General features: G+C 42.3%; 14 protein-coding genes. 10 read left to right on the top strand and 4 right to left on the bottom strand.

Annotation, left to right across the window (positions count from 1 at the left end; all coding sequences use genetic code 11):
• Positions 1-86: 86 nt before the first annotated feature.
• On the bottom strand, positions 87-1,025 hold the full coding sequence (gene birA, locus FGK98_RS07670) for a bifunctional biotin--[acetyl-CoA-carboxylase] ligase/biotin operon repressor BirA (protein WP_138100715.1): 939 nt from the start codon (positions 1,023-1,025) through the stop codon (positions 87-89).
• 278 nt (positions 1,026-1,303) lie between these two features.
• On the opposite strand from birA, the gene FGK98_RS07665 reads away from it, so the two are divergent.
• The 5 genes from FGK98_RS07665 to FGK98_RS07645 all read left to right on the top strand — a co-directional run bounded on the left by FGK98_RS07665 (position 1,304) and on the right by FGK98_RS07645 (position 6,102).
• Positions 1,304-2,497, top strand: coding sequence for an O-antigen ligase family protein (locus FGK98_RS07665; RefSeq protein WP_138101057.1), 1,194 nt, complete (start codon positions 1,304-1,306; stop codon positions 2,495-2,497).
• A 143-nt stretch (positions 2,498-2,640) separates the two neighbouring features.
• Positions 2,641-3,078 (top strand): MarR family winged helix-turn-helix transcriptional regulator, encoded by a 438-nt coding sequence (locus FGK98_RS07660; RefSeq protein ID WP_138100714.1) that lies wholly within the window; start codon positions 2,641-2,643, stop codon positions 3,076-3,078.
• 3 nt (positions 3,079-3,081) lie between these two features.
• Complete coding sequence (locus tag FGK98_RS07655) at positions 3,082-3,846, top strand: nuclear transport factor 2 family protein (RefSeq protein WP_138100713.1); 765 nt, start codon at positions 3,082-3,084, stop codon at positions 3,844-3,846.
• A 14-nt stretch (positions 3,847-3,860) separates the two neighbouring features.
• On the top strand, positions 3,861-4,589 hold the full coding sequence (locus FGK98_RS07650) for an ABC transporter ATP-binding protein (protein WP_138100712.1): 729 nt from the start codon (positions 3,861-3,863) through the stop codon (positions 4,587-4,589).
• Positions 4,582-6,102: an ABC transporter permease/substrate-binding protein gene (locus FGK98_RS07645; protein ID WP_138100711.1), complete on the top strand. Its 1,521-nt coding sequence runs from the start codon at positions 4,582-4,584 to the stop codon at positions 6,100-6,102. The genes FGK98_RS07650 and FGK98_RS07645 overlap by 8 nt, the downstream gene beginning before the upstream one ends.
• An 85-nt stretch (positions 6,103-6,187) precedes the next feature.
• On the opposite strand, the gene FGK98_RS07640 is transcribed toward FGK98_RS07645, so the two are convergent.
• Both FGK98_RS07640 and FGK98_RS07635 read right to left on the bottom strand, forming a co-directional pair.
• Positions 6,188-6,520 carry a glucuronide permease gene (locus FGK98_RS07640; protein ID WP_138100710.1) on the bottom strand — a complete coding sequence of 111 codons (333 nt, stop codon included), beginning with the start codon at positions 6,518-6,520 and terminating at the stop codon, positions 6,188-6,190.
• A 32-nt stretch (positions 6,521-6,552) separates the two neighbouring features.
• Positions 6,553-7,101: a TetR/AcrR family transcriptional regulator gene (locus tag FGK98_RS07635; RefSeq protein ID WP_138100709.1), complete on the bottom strand. Its 549-nt coding sequence runs from the start codon at positions 7,099-7,101 to the stop codon at positions 6,553-6,555.
• Between the two features lie 128 nt (positions 7,102-7,229).
• Here FGK98_RS07635 and FGK98_RS07630 point away from each other — a divergent pair, with 128 nt between their 5' ends.
• Positions 7,230-8,129, top strand: coding sequence for a cation diffusion facilitator family transporter (locus tag FGK98_RS07630; protein WP_138100708.1), 900 nt, complete (start codon positions 7,230-7,232; stop codon positions 8,127-8,129).
• Positions 8,130-8,238: 109 nt separating this feature from the next.
• Complete coding sequence (locus tag FGK98_RS07625) at positions 8,239-10,764, top strand: ABC transporter ATP-binding protein/permease (RefSeq protein ID WP_138100707.1); 2,526 nt, start codon at positions 8,239-8,241, stop codon at positions 10,762-10,764.
• A gap of 52 nt (positions 10,765-10,816) precedes the next feature.
• Here FGK98_RS07625 and galR read toward each other — a convergent pair whose 3' ends face one another.
• A complete protein-coding gene (gene galR, locus FGK98_RS07620; RefSeq protein ID WP_138100706.1) occupies positions 10,817-11,821 on the bottom strand; it encodes a DNA-binding transcriptional regulator GalR in 1,005 nt (334 codons plus the stop codon).
• Between the two features lie 270 nt (positions 11,822-12,091).
• On the opposite strand from galR, the gene FGK98_RS07610 reads away from it, so the two are divergent.
• The 3 genes from FGK98_RS07610 to FGK98_RS07600 all read left to right on the top strand — a co-directional run bounded on the left by FGK98_RS07610 (position 12,092) and on the right by FGK98_RS07600 (position 15,244).
• Positions 12,092-13,270: a galactokinase gene (locus FGK98_RS07610; protein WP_138100705.1), complete on the top strand. Its 1,179-nt coding sequence runs from the start codon at positions 12,092-12,094 to the stop codon at positions 13,268-13,270.
• A gap of 18 nt (positions 13,271-13,288) precedes the next feature.
• Complete coding sequence (locus FGK98_RS07605; RefSeq protein WP_138100704.1) at positions 13,289-14,770, top strand: UDP-glucose--hexose-1-phosphate uridylyltransferase; 1,482 nt, start codon at positions 13,289-13,291, stop codon at positions 14,768-14,770.
• 69 nt (positions 14,771-14,839) lie between these two features.
• Positions 14,840-15,244, top strand: coding sequence for a PaaI family thioesterase (locus FGK98_RS07600; RefSeq protein ID WP_000651222.1), 405 nt, complete (start codon positions 14,840-14,842; stop codon positions 15,242-15,244).
• The last annotated feature ends 1 nt before the right edge of the window (position 15,245 follow it).

Genomic DNA, 15,245 nt, shown 5'->3' with positions numbered 1-15,245 from the left:
CAGCTATTTATATATCAGTCGCTTTCCACATTCAAAAAGCACTATATGTTGCTAGTTGAGGTTCTAGACACCATATAGTGCTGTTATTAAGTCCAGCTAGTGAGTGAGATTTCACCACTATGGAGCCAGATTTCTGTCTGATCATCAAGCTGGATAAGGAGTTGTCCTTTGTCGGAGATGTCCTTGGCGATTCCTTTTTTTTCAGTCTGATCTTGGATAAAACTGACCTCTCTTCCTAGGACGAGAGAGTGTTCTTTATAAAGATAAAGTAGTTCTTCGGGTGCTGTTTGGTAGAAACAACGCCAAATTTCTGAGATTAGTTCGTTTCGTGTGATAGGAGCTGGTGGTGTAAAGAGACTTCCAGCTTTTTCTTTTATCTCTTTAGGGAAATCGCTGATGGCAAAGTTGATTCCAACGCCGATAATGACATCTGTTACTAGGTCTGTTTCTACTGACGTCATGGCTTCGGTGAGGATACCTGCTATTTTTTTATTTTTAAAGTAGACGTCATTTACCCATTTGATACTCACGTCAATCAAGGTGAGGTTTTTAATAGCTTTGTAAATGGCACCTGCTGTAAGTAATGTGTAGGCAGGAAGCTGGTCATAGGTGAGATTTGGTTGAATATGCAAGGACATATAGATCCCCCCCTGAGCAGGAGAGTAGTAGGGACGCTGAAAGCGACCACGACCGGCTGTCTGATATGTGGAAAGATAGAGGGTATCTCCCTTGTTTCCATCCTCAATACCTTTCTTTGCATCTGTTTGGGTTGATTTGGTTTCAGGTTTGTAGAGAATGTTTAAGTTGGTTTTCTCCTGGATTACATCAGGCAATATTAAATCGCCTTGAATGAGCTTATATCCTCTATTTTTAATACTGTCAATCACGAGCCCTTCTTGTTGGAGGCGTTGGATCGCTTTCCATATGGATGTGCGGCTTAGATTCAGTTCTCCTCCGATTTTTTCTCCGCTAACATAGTCGTTTTCTCTAGCTAATATTTGATAGACTAGTTGGTGTGATTTCATAGTTTTTCCTTTTTAACTGTCGTTCAATAGTTGTTATTTTAACCTTTCTTATATTCTACCATAGCTTTTCCTTTTTTAGGAAGTTTACTTCTTTTTTACTAGCGACAATTTCCTTGTAATGCTTTTTATGACAAGGTGCGTATATTTGTATTCCTATTTAAAAGTTTTTTTCATTTTGATAACGTGTTCATTGTTCCCAAATGACGGAAAAAATGGTAAAATTAAAAGATAGTTTAGCATTTATCTTCTGGAGAAATCCAGAACAGAAAGGATCCGTTTTGAAATCAATTGGATTACTGGATAAGATAAGAGGGCTTTCGAAAAAAGATTTCTTTTTGTATCTGATGATCATGAGTATCTTTTTGCCTTTTTATTTGTTCTTAGCACTCTTTGCTTTGTATTTGATAGGTTTACTTGTTACTGGGGAGATGAAGGGAATTATCAAAGGATTGGCCAAACATCCTGTACTTCTCTTTTTTATTGCCTACAGTAGTATCATCTCCATCGTCGCCAAGAACTGGCTTGGATTGGTTGCATCTTTACTGATGTTTCTCTTACTCATTTTCTTTAGTTTTTATCAGAAACGTCTGACGCATGCTTTCTTTCGACTGATTCTGCAGACAATCTTGTTTGGTAGTGTGCTCTCTGCTGTTTTTGCTACTTTGGAACATTTCCAAATTGTAAAGAAATTTAACTATGCCTTTCTTTCGCCCAATATGCAAGTATGGCACCAGAACCGTGCAGAGGTAACCTTCTTTAATCCGAATTACTATGGAATTATCTGTTGTTTCTGTATCATGATTGCCTTTTATCTCTTTACAACGACCAAGTTAAGATGGTTAAAAGTCTTTTGTGTGCTAGCAGGTTTTGTAAATCTATTTGGTTTGAATTTTACGCAGAATCGAACAGCCTTTCCTGCCATCATCGCTGGTGCGATTATTTATCTTTTTACAACCATTAAAAACTGGCGTGCCTTCTGGCTCAGTATAGGAGTTTTCGGAATTGGCCTTTGCTTCCTCTTCTCAAGCGATTTGGGTGTCCGTATGGGAACATTAGATTCTTCAATGGAGGAGCGTGTTTCAATCTGGAATGCGGGTATGACTTTGTTCAAGCAAAATCCGATCTGGGGTGAGGGTCCACTGACCTATATGAATTCCTATCCGAGAATTCATGCACCTTACCACGAGCACGCGCATAGTCTTTACATCGATACTATTTTAAGTTATGGTTTGATTGGAACCATTCTCTTATCCATTTCTTCGGTTATCCCGGTTCACATGATGATGGATATGAGTCAGGAGTCTGGTAAACGACCAATTATCGGTCTTTATCTCTCCTTCCTTACAGTAGTCGCTGTACATGGAATTTTTGACTTGGCTCTCTTTTGGATTCAGTCAGGATTCATCTTCTTGCTGGTTATGTGCAGTCTACCACTGGAACATCGAACACTGGTGTCCGAAATGACAGATTAAGTTGATCAAGATTAGAGATCTTCTGCTTTAGGTAGGAGGTCTTTTTTGTTGGTAGAAATTATTTCTAAATCGAAATAGTTGACAGATGAAACAGCAGGTGCTACAATGGAGAAAATTCGATATAGAAATAAATTGGAGAAGTCATGAAAGATAGTCATTTAGTAGCCCACCATATTCGTTTGCTGAATGGGCGGATTTTTCAAAAGTTACTGAGTCAGGATCCGGAGGCTCTTTATCGAAGTGAGCAGGGTAAGATTCTCACTGTTTTATGGAATAGTGAAACTGGCTGTGCAACTGCGACAGATATTGCGCTGGCGACTGGTCTCACCAACAATACGCTCACAACCATGATTAAGAAACTTGAGGAGCAAAATCTGGTTACCATCAGTCCATGTGGAATAGACAAGAGAAAAAAATATGTCAAGTTGACGGAGCGTGGTTGGTCTCAGAAAGAAGTTGGCCATCGTATCAGTCAAAAACTGGATGCGATTTTTTATAAAGGCTTCTCAGAGGAAGAAATTCGCCAGTTTGAAAGTTATCAGGAACGCATTTTAGAAAATTTGAAAGAAAAAGAGGCGTAAATCATGTCAAAACAAGTTAAAAATGCACAAAATCTATATATTCATGCTATTCAAGACGGACGAGTTGCTGAGGCTCAAGCCCAGTCCGTAGGGGATACTTATATCCAACATTCGACAGGTGTGCCAGATGGGAAAGAAGGTTTTTCGGCTTTCTTTGCAAATTTCTTTGAGCGTTATCCCGAGCGTGAGATGAAAATTGTTCGCACCATTGAAGACGGCAATCTGGTCTTTGTCCATGTTCACCAATATCTCAATGGCGGGGAAGCGCAATGGGTGACGACAGATACTTTCCGTTCTGATGAGAATGGTCGTATCGTGGAGCATTGGGATGTCATTGACTACTATCGCACTCCAGAAAATGAACAGTTAGATCAGATCTTTGGTGATTTTGAAATTACGGATTTGGATAAGACAGCAGAAAATAAAAAAACTGTTCGCCGTTTCTTGACAGAAATTTTCCAAAATGGGGAACTGGAGCAGTGGAGTGATTATGTGGCAGACGATTTGATTCAGCATAGTCATGAGATTGGACAAGGAAGTGCTGCTTATAAAAACTATGTGGCTGAACATGGTGTCACTTTCGACTTTGTTTTCCAGCTTTTGGGACAAGGGAACTATGTGGTTAGCTATGGGCAGACTCAGATTGATGGAGTGGCTTATGCCCAGTATGACATCTTCCGTTTGGAGAACGGCTTGATTGTGGAGCATTGGGATAATAAGGAAGTTATGCCTAAGGCAGAAGACTTGACCAATCGAGGGAAGTTTTAAATTGAGGATACAGAATGATTGAATACAAAAATGTAGCTTTACGTTACACAGAAAAAGATGTCTTGAGAAATGTTAATTTAAGAATTGAGAATGGGGAGTTTATGGTTTTAGTTGGTCCATCTGGCTCAGGTAAGACAACCATGCTCAAGATGATCAACCGTCTCTTGGAACCTACGGATGGCGATATTTACATGGATGGCAAGCGTATCAAGGACTATGATGAGCGTGAACTTCGTCTTTCTACTGGTTATGTTTTACAGGCCATTGCTCTGTTTCCCAATCTAACAGTTGCGGAAAATATTGCCCTCATTCCTGAAATGAAGGGGTGGAGCAAGGAAGAGATTGTTAAGAAAACAGAAGAACTCTTGGCTAAGGTTGGTTTACCAGTAGCTGACTATGGTCATCGCCTACCTAGTGAATTATCTGGTGGAGAACAGCAGCGGGTTGGTATTGTTCGTGCTATGATTGGTCAGCCTAAGATTCTCCTCATGGATGAGCCTTTTTCAGCTTTAGATGCTATTTCGAGAAAACAACTACAAACCTTGACCAGAGAATTGCACAATGAATTTGGGATGACAACGATTTTTGTGACCCATGATACGGATGAGGCGTTGAAATTAGGTGATCGGATCGCTGTTTTGCAGGATGGGGAGATTGTTCAAGTGGCGAATCCTGAGACTATTTTAAAAGCTCCTGCCACAGACTTTGTGGCAGACTTGTTTGGAGGTGGAGCCCATGGCTAATTTAATATCAACTTTTCAGGATCGTTTTAGTGATTGGGTAACAGCCCTATCTCAACATTTGCAGTTGTCACTTTTGACCTTGATCTTAGCAATTTTACTAGCCCTACCTTTAGCAGTATTTCTCCGTTATCATGAAAAGTTGGCGGATTGGGTCTTGCAGATTGCTGGGATTTTCCAGACCATCCCGTCTCTAGCTTTGTTGGGGCTTTTTATCCCCTTGATGGGAATTGGGACCTTGCCGGCTTTGACAGCTCTGGTGATTTATGCGATTTTTCCGATTTTGCAAAATACCATCACTGGGCTGAAGGGAATTGATCCGAGTCTGCAAGAGGCAGGGATTGCTTTTGGGATGACCAGATGGGAGCGACTCAAGAAGTTTGAAATTCCACTAGCCATGCCTGTCATGATGTCTGGGATTCGGACGGCAGCGGTCTTGATTATCGGTACGGCAACCTTGGCGGCCTTGATTGGTGCAGGGGGACTGGGTTCCTTTATCCTGTTGGGAATTGACCGTAATAATGCCAGTTTGATTTTGATTGGGGCACTTTCTTCTGCAGTGCTAGCCATTGCCTTTAACTTCCTACTAAAAGTAATGGAAAAAGCGAAATTGCGGACGATTTTTGCTGGTTTTACCTTGGTGACGGTCTTGCTCGGTCTGTCTTATAGCCCAGCTCTTTTGGCTCAGAAAGAGAAAGAAAACCTGGTCATCGCTGGGAAATTGGGGCCTGAACCAGAAATCTTGACTAATATGTATAAGTTGCTGATCGAAGAAAATACCAGCATGTCTGCGACTGTTAAACCGAATTTTGGGAAAACAAGCTTTCTCTATGAAGCTCTGAAAAAAGGGGATATTGACATCTATCCTGAATTTACCGGTACGGTGACTGAAAGTTTGCTTCAACCAGCACCTAAAGTAGGTCATGAACCAGAGCAGGTTTATCAAGTGGCGCGTGATGGTATTGCCAAGCAGGATCATCTAACCTATCTTAAACCCATGTCTTATCAAAATACCTACGCTGTAGCTGTTCCAAAAAAGATTGCTCAAGAATATGGCTTGAAGACCATTTCAGACTTGAAAAAAGTAGAAGGTCAGCTGAAGGCAGGGTTTACTCTCGAATTTAATGACCGCGATGATGGAAATAAGGGCTTGCAGTCTCTCTACGGTCTCAATCTCAATGTAGCGACAATGGAACCAGCCCTTCGTTATCAGGCTATTCAGTCAGGTGATATTCAAATCACGGACGCCTATTCGACCGATGCAGAGTTGGCGCGTTATGATTTACAGGTTTTGGAAGATGATAAGCAACTCTTCCCACCTTATCAAGGGGCTCCTCTGATGAAAGCAGCTCTTCTTAAGAAACATCCAGAGTTGGAAACGGTGCTTAATAAACTGGCTGGTAAAATTTCTGAAAGCCAGATGAGCCAGCTCAACTATCAAGTTGGTGTCGAAGGCAAAGCAGCAGAACAAGTAGCCAAGGAATTTCTACAAGAACAAGGCTTGTTGAAGAAATAAAAGGAAAGTCAGTGGTAGTCACTAGCTCCCTTCTTTAGCAGACAAAATCCCATCTCGTCTATAATTCGAGATGGGATTTTTAATGTTAGAGTAAGATAAACAAGAGCGTGATCAAAGCCGCTAGTGTGCCCCTTATAATGTGGTGCGATATATGTTGACTTTCTTGCTGTTGCCCATTCCAGTAAGCACCGTAGCAGATGATGCTAGAGCCCACTATCCATAAGACGACAGTTGCAAGCGGGATAAAGAAAAAGATAGCAAGAGCTAGTGAGGTGAGACAGCTCCCTACCAAGATACACATATTTCCCCGACAGTAATTTTTTTCTTTCATGGCTGCGAAAGCAGCTGCGAGATGGAGAAGTGAAAAACCGAGAGCTAGTACAATCGTTAGTATTCCTAGGATAATAGAATTTAACATGGTTGATTCCTTTCTTCGTAACAGGATTAAATCTAGAGTGATTTTGTAGAAGTCATCTCAATCACATCTAAGTAAAATCTCACTACTTGGTCTTCTGTATAAGATTTTCCATTTTTTAGCCACCAGGTCAGTGTTTCGATAAAATTGGTTACTACAAAATGTTTGAGGTAGGAAGCCGGAATGTTTGGATAGGCCTCTTGCAAATCCTCCGCTACCATGGGGTAAACATGGTGTTCGAGTTCCTTGTGTAGTTGGCGGAGAAAGTAGTCGTTTTTGGAAAAAAGAAGACTGGTGACATGGTCTTGGTTTTTTTGAAAATGTAAAAAGATATGTGCGAGGTAGCCTTCTGTAGTTAAGTGTTCTTCCCTTTCAAAGAGATGATGAAAGAGGTAGCGACAGAGTTCATCTAAAAGCAGCTCCTTGCTCTCGTAGTGACAGTAAAAGGTCGAGCGCCCAACATCTGCCAAGTCAATGATATCTTGGACAGTAGTGGCATCATAGCCCTTGTCGTTCAAAACTTGTAAAAAAGCTTGATAAATGGCTTTTTTCGTCTTGCTGACTCGACGGTCCCTTTTTTGCATATAGACACTTGGGGCAAACTGTTCAGAACTGAATAGGGCTGACAGTTTGCTTCTATCCTTTCTTTGGATTTTATTAGATAATACAAATGAAAGAAGTATATATCTATTATACCAAAGGAGGGAGAGAAATGAGTTCTAAAACATCTATCTGGTTAGCTTTTTTCTTAAATCTATCATTTTCTGTTGTCGAATTTATTTTTGGTGTCATCTTTAATTCAAGCGCTGTATTAGCAGATGCGGTTCATGATTTGGGTGATGCCCTTGCCATAGGCTTATCAGCTTGCTTGGAAACTATTTCCAATCGTCAGGAAGACAAACGTTACACTCTTGGTTACAAACGTTTCAGTCTGCTAGGTGCCATGCTGACAGCTGTTATCCTCTTTACGGGGTCAATCATAATGATTTTAGAAAGCATTCCCCGTCTGCTTTCTCCGGAGCCTGTCGATTACCAAGGTATGCTGTGGCTGGGAGTTATCGCAATTATTATCAATCTCTTGGCTAGTCTGGTCGTTCGTAAGGGTCAGACCAAGAACGAAGCTATCCTGACCCTACATTTTCTAGAAGATATTCTAGGTTGGCTAGCGGTTATTCTGGTTGCTTGTGTTCTGTATGTCACTGACTGGTACTTTCTTGATCCGCTTTTATCGCTATTGATTTCTTGCTTTATTCTCTGGAAAGCCATTCCTCGCTTTTGGTCTACCCTTAAGATTTTCTTAGATGCGGTGCCTGAAGGTATCGAGACTGCTAAGCTAGAGAAAGAGTTAGTAAGGCTAACTAATGTTAAAAGTGTAAATCAACTCAGTATTTGGTCTATGGATGGTCTGGAAAATGACGCCATTGTTCATGTTTGCCTAGAAGAGATTGAATATATGGAGTATTGTAAAGAATCCATTCGTAATTTACTCAAAGATTATGGTTTTCAAAATGTTACCATTGAAGTTGATGCAAACCTAGCAAGTCACCAAACTCATAAGCGAAACATTGAGGGGTTGGAAGTAGGTCAAAGTCATAGACATCATCATTCATAAGAAGTCGATTTTCCATTTGTTGATTATTTTTGATGAATTGTAAATATAACATATTTACTCCAATATGAAATTGTGATAGACTACATATATCACTGAAAGGAGATAGGCGATGTTACAGCTACAACACATTTCAAAAGTCTATCATACGGGCGATCAAGAGTTCCATGCGCTAAAGGATATCTCGATTCGTTTCCGTGAGAATGAGTTTGTCTCCATTCTCGGGCAATCGGGTTCTGGGAAAACCACCCTATTAAATATCATCGGGGGACTCGACCAATACACATCCGGTGATTTACTCATCCAAGGAAAATCAACAAAGCAATTTAAAGACCGCGATTGGGATAGCTACAGAAACCACACCATCGGTTTCGTCTTTCAGTCTTATAATCTCATCGGGCACCAAACTGCACTCTCCAACGTAGAAATTGCAATGACTCTTTCGGGCGTTTCAAAAGCAGAACGTAAGAAACGTGCTATCGAAGCTCTTGAACGCGTTGGATTAAAAGACCATTTATATAAGAAGCCAAACCAAATGTCTGGAGGACAGATGCAACGGATTGCGATTGCTCGTGCACTTGTCAATAATCCAAAGGTCGTTTTAGCTGATGAACCTACAGGAGCGCTTGATTCTGAGACTTCTCTACAAATCATGGAGTTGCTAAAAGACATCGCCAAGGAACGTTTGGTTATCATGGTGACGCATAACCCAGAGCTGGCACAGAAGTACTCCACACGTATCGTACAAGTATTAGATGGAAACATCTTGAGCGACTCAAACCCATGCGAACCAACAGAGGAGATAAAGCAAGTCGACATCCAGTTCACGAAGACGAAGATGAGCTTTATGACAGCTCTAGCCCTTTCGTTTAATAACCTATTGACGAAGAAAGGCCGTACCTTCCTGACAGCCTTTGCCGGTTCCATCGGGATTATCGGGATTGCCCTTATCTTAGCCCTTTCAAATGGTGTGAGTGACTACGTTAAAAAGGTGCAGGAAGATACTCTCGTCTCTCTTCCACTGACGATTAGCGAGCAGAACCAGAGCAACTTGTTGGCGACCTCTCCAGATTTGAGCGAGAAGCCTTACAAGGATAATCATGAGCTCGGTATCAATACGGTTTTAACTAATTTATTGAAAAAACAAATCGGAAAGAACGACTTAGCTTCCTTCAAGACTTACTTGGAGGAACACGCTTCGAAGGTCGAATCTCTCACAAAAGACATTCGTTACCGATACAATTTACAACCGTTTATCTATGCAAGTGATACTTCCAACGGACCCAAAAGTATTCTGCCTTCAACCTTAGCTGATGAAGTAGAAACAGCGAACCAAACGATGAAGGGATACTTACAAAACCTCAACTACTGGACTGAACTTTCTAGTGATTCTTCAATGCTAGAAAGCAAGTACGACGTGTTGGAAGGACGCTTCCCACAAGATAAGTCCGAGATCGTCCTTATCGTAGATGAAAACAATCAAATTAGCGACTTGTTGCTCTATAGTTTGCGTATCAAAGATCCCAGTGAATTGAACGACACGAAGAAGCTCGACGAACTCTCTTCTCAAACGTATCAATATAGTGATTTTATCGGAAAAACTTTCAAAGCAGTTGTCAATACAAAGCGTTTTGTGAAAGAAAATAACTTATGGCTCAATAAGATTGATAATGCTTCTTATATGACCACTCAAATCGAGAATGGGCTCGAACTTAAAATTGTGGGTGTCCTTCGCCAAAAAGACGGCACAAGTTCAGGCGTGAATGCTCCTTCAGGAGGAATCGCCTACACAAGCGCCCTTATTGATTACACTTCCGAGCATATTCAAAATAGTGATATCGTTAAGGAACAGGAAGCCAATCAAAATCTAAATGTATTTACGGGTAAAGACTTTGCCAAAGATCCTAAACCATTCAGTTCGGAGAATTTAACTGAAGAAGAAAAAATTCAGTTAGCCAAAATGACTCCTGAAGAACAAGCGCAGTATGTCCAACAATATAACGATAACTCGGCTGCCACTTACGAGGAAAACCTCGCAAAAATGGGCGTCATCAACAAATCTAAACCAGCTGCCATTGAGCTCTACAACCCCTCGTTCCAACAAAAACAAGACTTGAAAGAATTTATAAACGCCTATAACACGGCGAAAAAAGAAGCTGGAGAAGACGATAAGGTACTCGCTTATTCAGATGATATCCAAACTATCATGTCTTCAATTACGACATTGGTTGGCGTAGTGACAACAGTACTCGTTGGCTTTGTGGCCATCTCACTCATTGTATCTTCTATAATGATTTCGATTATCACGTACATTTCAGTTCTCGAACGTACAAAAGAAATCGGAATCCTACGTGCAATGGGGGCTTCGAAGAAAGACATTCGTCGTATCTTTACTGCTGAAACAGCCATCGAAGGATTCATCTCTGGGGTGCTCGGTATCGCGGTTACTCTCCTTGCGACATTTCCAATCAATACGATTGTTGCGAAAATGACAAATGTGGAAAATGTAGCGCAATTACCAATAGAAGTAGCTCTAATCCTTATCGGTATTTCGATTGTCCTAACTATGTTAGCAGGTCTCATCCCTTCACGCATCGCTGCTAAGAAAGACCCAGTCGAATCGCTTCGTAGCGAATAACAACTAAACCACAAAAAGGTGGATAAAGGCCTACTTCTTTATCCACCTTTTTCTATTCATTCCTTGTACTTTCTCTCAGAGTCAGTCTGGTTCCCAGCATGGTCAGGCTAGGGATTTTGCGACCGTGGAGTACTTCCTTGTTAAGGATATCCATACCTGCTCTGCCCATTTCCTCGGTATAGACGGTGATGCTGGAGAGGGGAGGATAGACTTGCTTGGTCAGGCTAGTGTCGTTAAAGGAAATGAGGCTGACGCGGTCTGGCAGGCTAATTCCAGCTTCTTGAAGGGCACGGAGGACACCGATGGCTAAACTATCACTGGCTGCGAAAAATGCTGGAGGGAGTTGATCCCCCAACTTGTGAATAGCCTCCTTCATCAAGTCATATCCAGACTGGGCAGTAAAGCTTCCTTGAAAGACCAGTTCTTCACGATAGATTCCCTTTTCTTGACTGTAGTTCTTAAAATTTTCTAGACGTTTATCCTGGATGATTTCTTCTTGGTCGGTTGTTTCTTCAAGGCCAGTGAGAATCCCGATACGATCAAGCCCTTGGCTGAGGAAGTGATCGACAACTTGCTTTACAGCAGTGTAAAAATCCGTGATAATACAGGTATGTCCCAATGAAAGTGTATCGCTGTCTAAAAAGACCAGGGGTTTTTGGTATTCTTCAAAGGCAGTGATCTGTGATCGGCTGAACTTTCCAATACAGAGTATCCCGATTACTTCTTCGCTCAGAGTAAAAGGATGGTCGTTAAAATAGCGCAAGATATCATAGTCCAACTCTTGGGCTCTTTTTTCTATGCCTAGGCGAATCTGGTAGTAGTAGAGATCGTCTAGCTCCCCTTGTTCGCTGACCCATTGGATAATGGCAATCTTTTGCTTGGGTTTGTGGGACTCGCCTGTCTTGAGGTGCTTGGTATAGCCCAGCTCTTCAGCGACAGTTAAAATACGGTGTCTGGTTTCTTCTGTAACAGATAGACTCTGGTCGCGATTGAGGACACGGGATACGGTCGCGATAGAGACAGAGGCTAGCTGTGCAATGTCTTTTAATGTAGCCATAAATCCTCCTTCTTTTAGGTTAGTATATCATATTTTTCTGCTTTTTACTGATAGTTTAGTAAAATTTTAGTAAAAAGGATTGACCTTGGAAAATCCCTTGGATACAATAGAAGAAAACGATTACACGTTAATACTCTTCGAAAATCAAATTCAAACCACGTCAACGTCGCCTTGCCGTACTCAAGTACAGCCTGCGGCTAGTTTCCTAGTTTGCTCTTTGATTTTCATTGAGTATAAGGTGGATTAACGAACAGTCAAAGGAGAATTCATATGACACAACATCTTACTGCTGAAGTCCTTCGCAAAGACTTTCTTGCCGTTTTTGGTCAAGAAGCAGACCAAACCTTCTTTTCACCAGGCCGTATCAATTTGATTGGTGAACACACAGACTACAACGGTGGGCACGTTTTTCCTGTTGCTATTTCCTTGGGGACCTATGGGGCGGCTCGCAAGCGTGACGACCAAGTTTTGCGTTTCTACTCAGCCAACTTTGAGGACAAGGGCATTATCGAAGTGCCTCTTGCTGACCTCAAGTTTGAAAAAGAGCACAGCTGGACCAACTATCCAAAAGGGGTTCTCCATTTCTTGCAAGAAGCTGGTCATGTCATTGACAAAGGTTTTGATTTCTATGTCTTTGGGAATATCCCAAATGGTGCTGGCTTGTCTTCTTCTGCATCCTTGGAACTCTTGACAGGGGTCGTGGCAGAGCATCTCTTTGATTTAAAACTAGACCGTTTGGATTTGGTTAAAATCGGAAAACAAACTGAGAATAACTTTATCGGAGTAAACTCTGGTATCATGGACCAGTTTGCCATCGGTATGGGTGCTGACCAACGCGCTATTTACCTAGATACCAACACTTTAGAGTACGAGTTGGTGCCACTTGATTTGAAGGACAATGTCGTTGTTATTATGAATACCAATAAACGCCGTGAACTAGCGGACTCTAAATACAACGAACGTCGTGCCGAGTGTGAAAAAGCCGTGGAAGAATTGCAAGTTGCCTTGGACATTCAGACCTTGGGTGAATTGGATGAGTGGGCCTTTGACCAATACAGCTATCTGATTAAAGACGAAAATCGTTTGAAACGTGTTCGCCATGCTGTGCTTGAAAACCAACGCACCCTTAAAGCTCAAGCAGCTCTTCAAGCAGGAGATTTGGAAACATTTGGTCGCTTGATGAATGCTTCTCACGTTTCCCTAGAACATGACTATGAAGTAACTGGCTTGGAATTGGATACTCTTGTTCACACAGCTTGGGCTCAAGAAGGTGTTCTCGGTGCTCGTATGACAGGAGCAGGTTTTGGTGGCTGTGCCATTGCCTTGGTGCCAAAAGATGCTGTTGAGGCCTTTAAAGTAGCTGTTGGCAAGCACTATGAGGAAGTAGTTGGATACGCTCCAAGCTTCTATATCGCTGAAGTTGCAGGTGGCACTCGCGTCCTTGACTAGTCAAAAGGAGGCTCTATAGTGACCTTAGTAGATAAATTTGTAACACATGTCATTTCTGAAAGTTCATTTGAGGAAATGGATCGAATCTACCTGACCAATCGTGTCTTAGCACGAGTGGGAGACGGTGTTTTGGAAGTTAAGACCAATCTAGATACATTGATTGACCTCAAGGACCAGCTGATTGAGGAAGCGGTTCGATTAGAGACGATTGAGGATAGTCAGACTGCGCGTGAAATCCTCGGTGCTGAACTGATGGATTTGGTGACCCCTTGTCCAAGTCAGGTCAATCGGGACTTTTGGACAACCTATGCCCACTCTCCTGAGCAGGCAATTGCGGACTTCTACCAACTTAGCCAGAAAAATGACTACATCAAACTCAAGGCCATTGCTAAAAATATTGCTTATCGTGTATCATCTGATTACGGAGAACTTGAGATCACCATCAACCTCTCTAAGCCGGAAAAGGATCCTAAGGAGATTGCGGCAGCCAAGTTGGTGCAAGCTAGCAATTATCCTCAGTGTCAGCTTTGTCTAGAGAATGAGGGCTATCATGGTCGGATCAATCATCCAGCCCGTAGCAATCACCGCATTATCCGTTTTGAAATGGCGGGTCAGGAGTGGGGATTCCAGTATTCTCCCTATGCTTACTTTAATGAGCACTGTATTTTCTTAGATGGTCAGCATCGTCCCATGGCCATTGGTCGGCAGAGCTTTGAGCGGCTGTTAGCTATCGTAGAGCAGTTTCCAGGTTATTTTGCGGGCTCAAATGCCGACCTACCGATTGTGGGAGGCTCTATTTTAACTCATGATCACTATCAGGGAGGCCGTCACGTATTTCCTATGGAATTGGCTCCCTTGCAAAAGACCTTCCGTTTTACTGGTTTTGAGCAGGTCAAGGCTGGGATTGTCAAGTGGCCCATGTCTGTCCTACGTTTGACTTCGAATTCCAAGGAGAATTTGATCAACTTGGCTGACAAGATTTTGCAGGAATGGCGCCAGTATTCAGATCCTAGTGTGCAGATTTTAGCGGAGACAGACGGGACACCGCACCATACTATCACACCGATTGCGCGTAAGCGTGATGGACAGTTTGAGTTGGACTTGGTCTTGCGGGACAATCAGACATCGCCAGAACATCCTGATGGCATTTATCATCCCCACAAGGATGTTCAACATATCAAGAAGGAAAATATCGGCTTGATTGAGGTCATGGGCTTGGCAATCTTGCCACCACGTTTGAAAGCAGAAGTGGAGCAAGTAGCCGCCTACCTTGTTGGAGAAGCTGATACAGTTGCCGACTATCATCAGGAATGGGCAGACCAACTTAAAGACCAATATCCAGACCTAGCGGATAAAGAAAAAGCCCTTGAAATCGTCAAGGACTCTGTGGGTGCTATCTTTGCGCGTGTACTTGAGGATGCAGGGGTTTACAAGCAGACGGAGCATGGACAGGTAGCCTTTATGCGCTTTGTAGAACAGGTCGGTATTTTGCCAGACTAGGAGCTTTCTCCTTGCACAGTCCTATAAAAAGTAGTATGATAGTGTCGTTTGAAATATCAGGAGGAAACGATGAAAGATTTTCATTTTGACGCTATATCTGCCTTTGAAAATTACGAAATTGAACAAATGAGAGATGGTCACGTTGTGGTGACGACCAAAGTAGTGGACTCGTCGCTCAACTACTATGGCAATGCCCATGGTGGCTATCTCTTTACCCTTTGCGACCAGATTAGTGGTTTGGTGGTCATATCTCTGGGGCTAGATGGAGTGACACTCCAGTCCTCTATCAACTACCTCAAGGCAGGAAAACTTGACGATGTGCTGACCATTAAAGGAGAATGTGTCCATCAAGGTCGCACAACCTGTGTAGTGGATGTCGATATCACCAATCAAGAGGGTAGAAATGTCTGCAAAGCAACCTTTACTATGTTTGTCACAGGCCAGAGGTCAGATGAGAGACAGGTGAGGATATAGA

Source organism: Streptococcus australis, from assembly GCF_901543175.1.
GTDB classification, from domain to species: Bacteria; Bacillota; Bacilli; order Lactobacillales; family Streptococcaceae; genus Streptococcus; species Streptococcus australis_A.
The sequence above is the reverse complement of the archived record's forward strand: the minus strand, read 5'-3'. Positions and strand labels throughout refer to the sequence as shown.

Bases quoted from the DNA above. Each gene is read 5' to 3' on its own strand.
- FGK98_RS07610 (WP_138100705.1), top strand. From the start codon at position 12,092: ATGACACAACATCTTACTGCTGAAGTCCTTCGCAAAGACTTTCTTGCC.
- FGK98_RS07655 (WP_138100713.1), top strand. From the start codon at position 3,082: ATGTCAAAACAAGTTAAAAATGCACAAAATCTATATATTCATGCTATT.
- galR (WP_138100706.1), bottom strand. From the start codon at position 11,821: ATGGCTACATTAAAAGACATTGCACAGCTAGCCTCTGTCTCTATCGCG.
- FGK98_RS07650 (WP_138100712.1), top strand. From the start codon at position 3,861: ATGATTGAATACAAAAATGTAGCTTTACGTTACACAGAAAAAGATGTC.
- FGK98_RS07635 (WP_138100709.1), bottom strand. From the start codon at position 7,101: ATGCAAAAAAGGGACCGTCGAGTCAGCAAGACGAAAAAAGCCATTTAT.
- FGK98_RS07660 (WP_138100714.1), top strand. From the start codon at position 2,641: ATGAAAGATAGTCATTTAGTAGCCCACCATATTCGTTTGCTGAATGGG.
- FGK98_RS07600 (WP_000651222.1), top strand. From the start codon at position 14,840: ATGAAAGATTTTCATTTTGACGCTATATCTGCCTTTGAAAATTACGAA.
- FGK98_RS07645 (WP_138100711.1), top strand. From the start codon at position 4,582: ATGGCTAATTTAATATCAACTTTTCAGGATCGTTTTAGTGATTGGGTA.
- FGK98_RS07630 (WP_138100708.1), top strand. From the start codon at position 7,230: ATGAGTTCTAAAACATCTATCTGGTTAGCTTTTTTCTTAAATCTATCA.
- FGK98_RS07625 (WP_138100707.1), top strand. From the start codon at position 8,239: ATGTTACAGCTACAACACATTTCAAAAGTCTATCATACGGGCGATCAA.
- birA (WP_138100715.1), bottom strand. From the start codon at position 1,025: ATGAAATCACACCAACTAGTCTATCAAATATTAGCTAGAGAAAACGAC.
- FGK98_RS07640 (WP_138100710.1), bottom strand. From the start codon at position 6,520: ATGTTAAATTCTATTATCCTAGGAATACTAACGATTGTACTAGCTCTC.